The sequence below is a fragment of the Anaerorhabdus sp. genome (assembly GCF_036657415.1).
Classification (GTDB): domain Bacteria; phylum Bacillota_I; class Bacilli_A; order Erysipelotrichales; family Erysipelotrichaceae; genus Anaerorhabdus.
Genome location: NZ_JAVXGL010000103.1, coordinates 1 through 5,834, shown reverse-complemented (window position 1 = coordinate 5,834; position 5,834 = coordinate 1). Strand labels below are relative to the sequence as shown.

Here is a 5,834-nt window from a genome sequence, read left to right as displayed (position 1 = left end):
GGCTGTTGGTGTTGTAGGTGTTAAACCGGATGGGTCGAAAGTAACAGTTAATGCCAAAGCAGTAATTATTGCAACAGGTGGTTATGCACAAAATAAAGAAATGGTACGATCTTATGGTGAAGAATTTCCATTCTATGCGACTTCTGTTCCGGCAGGAAATGTTGGTGATGGAATAAAAATGGTTGAGAAAATAGGTGGACAAATTGAAGACTATCCAGCTGTACAAACTGTTTTCTTAGACTTCAACTCAGGAACAGGTATTAATGAAGAAGCTGGATTAATTGTTTCAATGGAAGGAAAACGTGTTGCCAATGAATATAGTTATCAATATCATGTAGGAGATGCTTTAGCAAAAGCAGGAAATACAAGTGGATGGTATATTGCAACTGCAAATGATCCAACGCCAACAGTTCAATATGCAATGACATTGGATAAAACATTGAAAGCTGCATCAATTGAAGAATTGGCACAATTAATGAATGTTGACACAAAAACACTTCAAGAAACAATTGATCGATACAATGGATTTGCGGCAAATAAAAAAGATGAAGATTTTAATAAGCCTGCTGACTATTTATATCCAATTGAAGGAGATCAATATTATGCATTAAAATTAATGCCAGCAGTAACAGTTACCTTTGGAGGAATTGTGATTGATGAGAATGCACAAGTTTTAGATAGCAATAATCAGCCAATCGCAAATCTATATGCTGCTGGAGAAACAGCATTTCCTGGATTGTTTGGAACAGAATATCCAGGATGTGGTGTCGCAATTTCAGGTAGTGTTTACTTTGGATTAGTTGCGGGAGAAAATGCTGCAAAGTTGAAATAAAAAATTGAAAGTGTAAATGACCTTTTAAAGTCATTTATGCTTTTTTTTATTTTTCTAAACGCTTTATTTTCAAAAAAACACCATTTTGAGATATACTTATAGGCGAGGAGTAATGCTTATGAATTATTTTGAACTGAGAGAACAATATCCAACATTTATTTATCATGGTTTTGATATAGAAGAAACAGACCATGATTTTAAAATCACATATGATTTTGAAACGATAGGACTGGAGAGATTCAATCCTACCTATACGCTGCCAAAGAGTGGAACTATGCAATATCGTAACTCGAAGGTTGTTAAAGAGATGGTGTTTTCATTAGGGATGGTAGAAATTGCAAGTTATTGGAAATGTACTTGTTCACCGCAATTGATTGTTAAATGTGGAGCATTAACAAATGCTCAAGTTGCATGGTGGAAAAAATTATATTTTCATGGTCTTGGAGAATTCTTTTATATGAATGATATTGAACCTAAAATGGAAGATTTCATCAATATCAATTGTGAAGGTGAAGAAATTTGTGGCGAAGAATTATTTCAAACTAATCACGGACAAATTATTCCAGTTGGTGGGGGGAAAGATTCTTTTGTGACTTTGGAAATTTTAAAAGATGCAGGAGATAATAATACATTTATTATAAATTCAGTGATGTCGGCAATTCATGCTAGTGAGGCAGCTGGCTATAAGGATAAATTACTTTACGTTGAAAGAACACTTGATTCAAGAATGTTGGAACTTAATAAACGTGGATTTTTAAATGGTCATACGCCATTCTCTGCAATGGTTGCGTTTTCTTCTGTTTTGACAGCTGTACTCAATCAAAAAAAGTATATCTGCCTATCGAATGAATCAAGCGCAAATGAGTCAACAGTTGCGAATGCTTCAATAAATCATCAGTATTCAAAGAGTTTTGAATTTGAAAAAGATTTTCATGAATACTGTGAAGAATATCTAACATGTGACATACAATATTTTAGTTTGCTGAGACCATTAAGTGAATTACAAATCGCTAAGATATTTAGCACACTAAAGGAATATCATTCCGTATTTAAAAGTTGCAATGTTGGAAGCAAAAAAGAGGTTTGGTGTAATAACTGCGCTAAATGTTTATTTGTATATATTCTTATGTCAGCTTTTTTAGAGGATGAAGAATGTGTTGCGACTTTTGGTGAAAATTTATTAGATAAACAAGAATTGCTTTCTATTTTTGAAGAATTATGTGGCTTAAGTGAAAACAAACCATTTGAGTGTGTTGGAACTCGCGAAGAAGTACAAATTGCACTTTCATTAGGAGTTGTAAAGCGTGAAACAGAGAGTAAGGACTTGAGTTGGCTATATCGTTATTATGATTCATTAGGATTAGTTAAACGTGATATTGATTTAAGAGAAATTAAATATGAATGGAATAATGAACATTATGTTCCTAGTGAATTCATTCTATATATCAAAGCTAAGTTGGAGGAGTCTTTCTTATGAGAAGAGAAGAATTAAGCAAACAGTTTTCTAACAAAAAGGTATTGATATGGGGATTTGGATTAGAAGGTAAATCAACACTCAATTTTTTAAAAAAACATGGAGATAATACAATAATAGAAATTGCGGATGACAAAGAACTTCAAGTAGAAGGTTTTAAGACTATGCTTACTTCTAATGTTGATTTCAATACTTATGACATAATTATGAAGAGTCCTGGAATTGTAATAGAGGATGAGTTATTTCCATTTGATAAGTTGTGTAGTCAATCTCAGTTATTTTTAGAAAAATATCGCAATCAAATTATTGGAATTACTGGTACGAAGGGAAAGAGTACTACAAGTTCTCTTTTATATCATGTACTAAAAGAAAATTGTAACTCGGTGTTTTTGGTTGGAAATATTGGGGTGCCTTGCTTTGATATTATTGATGAAATTGAAGTTGATTCTAAAATTGTCTTTGAAGTATCATGTCATCAATTAGAATATGTAACAGTTTCACCACATATTGCAGTTTTGTTGAATTTATATGAAGAACATATAGATCATTATGGTACATTTGAAAAATATATTGCAGCTAAAGAAAAGATATTCACCAATCAATGTGAAGGTGATGTGGCAATTATCAATCTGCAATGCTTTGATCAAGTAAAAAAAGCACCTCATTGTTTAACATGTTCAATGGATAATCGAGGTGATATTTATGCTGAAGGTAATACACTTATAAATCCATTTTCAAAAATAGTTGTGGATGAAAATAAAGTTAGTTTATTAGGACATCATAATTTTTATAATATGGCAATTGTCTATATAATTGCACATCATTATTTTGGGGTGAGGGATGAATCATTCTTAGAAGCAATCGCAACATTTAAAACTTTACCACATCGCTTACAAAACATTGGAATTATAGATGGTGTACGTTATGTTGATGATTCTATCTCGACAATATGTCAATCTACAATTCAAGCGATTGAATCTTTAAATGATGTAGATACAGTGCTAGTAGGAGGATTAGATCGTGGTATTGACTATAATCCATTGATTGATTTCTTGGCAATAAGTAAAGTTTCAAATATTATTTTTATGTATGCTTCGGGTAAACGTATTTATGATGAATGGTGCAAAAGAGTGGACAAATCTGCCTTTGTTGTAGAAAATTTAGAAGATGCAGTGAAAATTGCAAAGAATGTAACAACGAAAGGTAAAACATGTTTATTATCACCAGCTGCGGCAAGTTATGGTTATTTTAAAAACTTTGAAGAACGTGGTGATGTTTTTCAAGAATTGGTAAAGAAAAATGAGATATAACAAAATAGAAAATGATTATACAAGTTATGCAGAACAGGTTAAGACCAGCACTTTAGTTAGCAAAGTGTTGGCTTTTCGTAATTGTACAGAAAATGAAATTGAACAATTGTTCTATCAACCTACGCATTTGAGCGAAAATAAATCTTCAATACTTCAAACGATTGTTGAACGTATTCAACTTGCAAAGAAAAATAATGAAAAAGTATTTGTAGGTGGAGATTATGATGCGGATGGTTTATGCGCTACAACAATTATGGTAGACACCCTTAATCGATTAGGTATAGAAAATGGGTATTATATTCCAAATCGTTTTAAAGATGGATATGGGTTAAATACAAAAGTTGTAAAACAAGCATATGAAAAAGGATATACACTTATTATCACTGTTGATAATGGTGTTAAAGCTTATGAAGCATGTGATGTAGCAAGTGAGTTAGGAATTGAAGTTATTATTTTGGATCATCATGAATTGGAGGAATTACCTAAAAGTTATGCTATTCTTCATCCGGATTACCTTGATACACAGTTTAAGGGTTTATCAGGTGCAGGAATTACACTTCAGGTTGCTAAAGAATTAGTGGGTGAAAATGATTTACATATCGCATTAGCAGCTGTGGCAACATTGGGGGATGTTATGCGTTTATGGAATGAAAATCGGATTATTGTTCGATTAGGATTAAAACGCATTAATGAGTCCAAAGTTCCACATTTATCAGCTTTGTTAGATGCTCCACATAAAACGGTAACTGAGAAAGACTTGGCCTTTCAAATCGTTCCTAAACTAAATGCAGTAGGACGATTACAAGAAATTGCGAATCCAAATAATGTTGTGAAATATTTTCTACAAAATAATCCACAAGAAATTCAAAAGTTTGCGAATCAAATGATTCATATTAATAATCAAAGAAAAGAAATTACATTACAAATGAATGTTTTAGCAGAAAAAAAGGATTTAAATGATGATTTTATCATTCTCCATGATGAACGATTCCACGAAGGCTTAGTTGGTTTGTTGGCTGGCAAAATTGCGAGTAAGTATAACAAACCAACGCTTATATTTACAGAAAATGATGGAATGTATAAAGGTAGTGGACGTAGCGCACTAGGGTTTGATTTATATAGTTTCTTTCAAGAAGATTTTGAAGAGTTTAAAAGTTTTGGTGGACATCGCGATGCGATAGGCTGTTCAATAGATAAAGACAATTTTGATTTGTTTTTACAGAAAGTTAAAAATAAATACAGCTTGGTAGAAATCAATCGTGATCCAGTAGAAGATGTATGTTTGATTCATAGTGATGATATTACACTAGAGTCAGTTGAAGAATATCTACAACTTGCACCTTTTGGACAAGGATTCAAAGATGTATGTTTTGTGATTGAAGGTTTGAAAGTAAAAAGCAAGCAATTGATTAAAGGAAAATTCTTAAAAATTACATTTGATAATAAAATTGATTCAATCTGGTTTGATTATGATGGTGTATCTGAAATTGATGAACTTAAAACGGTTATTGGAGAATTAAGTATTAATGAATTCAATGGGCGCAAAAAATGTTCAATACTCATTAAAAACATAGATTAAAGAAGTTTAATGGTGTATAATTATACCGTTATTAGGAGGCTTACAACCAATGGATTTAAAGAAATATATAGCGGAAATTCAAGATTTCCCAATTGAAGGAGTATTGTTTCGTGATATTACACCATTAATGAATGATGGTGCGGCTTTTTATGAAGCGACTCAACAAATACAAGCATTTGCTGAAAAAGTAGGTGCTGAAGTTATTGTTGGTCCTGAATCAAGAGGGTTTATTTTTGGATGTCCGGTAGCTGTAAATATGAAAATCGGATTTGTTCCTGTGCGTAAGCCAGGAAAACTCCCTCGTGAAACGATTAGTTACAAATATGATTTAGAATATGGTTCAAATGAATTACATATGCATGCAGATTCAATTCAAAAAGGTCAAAAGGTATTAATCGTTGATGATTTACTTGCGACTGGTGGAACGGTTGAAGCAACAATTAGACTTGTTGAACAAATGGGTGGAGAAGTTGTAGGATGTGCATTCCTTATTGAACTACTAGGATTAGAAGGTCGCAAAGCATTAGAAAACTATAATGTCTTTACGGTTATGTCTTACGAATAAATAACCGGAGAGAAATCTTCGGTTTTTTACAAGAAAGGAGGAGGAATTATGTCAACATCTACAAAGAAAATGGT

General features: G+C 32.3%; 5 protein-coding genes. All 5 read left to right on the top strand.

The annotated features are described in order from the left end of the window. On the top strand, nt 1–832 hold an 832-nt coding region (locus RSB60_RS10545), incomplete at its 5' end, for an FAD-dependent oxidoreductase (RefSeq protein WP_332616229.1). Nucleotides 833–950: 118 nt separating this feature from the next. Next, nucleotides 951–2,309, top strand: coding sequence for a hypothetical protein (locus RSB60_RS10540; RefSeq protein ID WP_332616227.1), 1,359 nt, complete (start codon nt 951–953; stop codon nt 2,307–2,309). After that, the gene (gene murD / locus RSB60_RS10535; protein ID WP_332616221.1) at nt 2,306–3,616 is read left to right on the top strand and encodes a UDP-N-acetylmuramoyl-L-alanine--D-glutamate ligase; all 1,311 of its coding nucleotides are present in this window, start codon (nt 2,306–2,308) and stop codon (nt 3,614–3,616) included. The genes RSB60_RS10540 and murD overlap by 4 nt, the downstream gene beginning before the upstream one ends. Continuing rightward, nucleotides 3,606–5,195 carry a single-stranded-DNA-specific exonuclease RecJ gene (gene recJ / locus RSB60_RS10530; RefSeq protein WP_332616219.1) on the top strand — a complete coding sequence of 530 codons (1,590 nt, stop codon included), beginning with the start codon at nt 3,606–3,608 and terminating at the stop codon, nt 5,193–5,195. The genes murD and recJ overlap by 11 nt, the downstream gene beginning before the upstream one ends. A 49-nt stretch (nt 5,196–5,244) precedes the next feature. Next, complete coding sequence (locus tag RSB60_RS10525) at nt 5,245–5,760, top strand: adenine phosphoribosyltransferase (RefSeq protein ID WP_332616217.1); 516 nt, start codon at nt 5,245–5,247, stop codon at nt 5,758–5,760. The last annotated feature ends 74 nt before the right edge of the window (nt 5,761–5,834 follow it).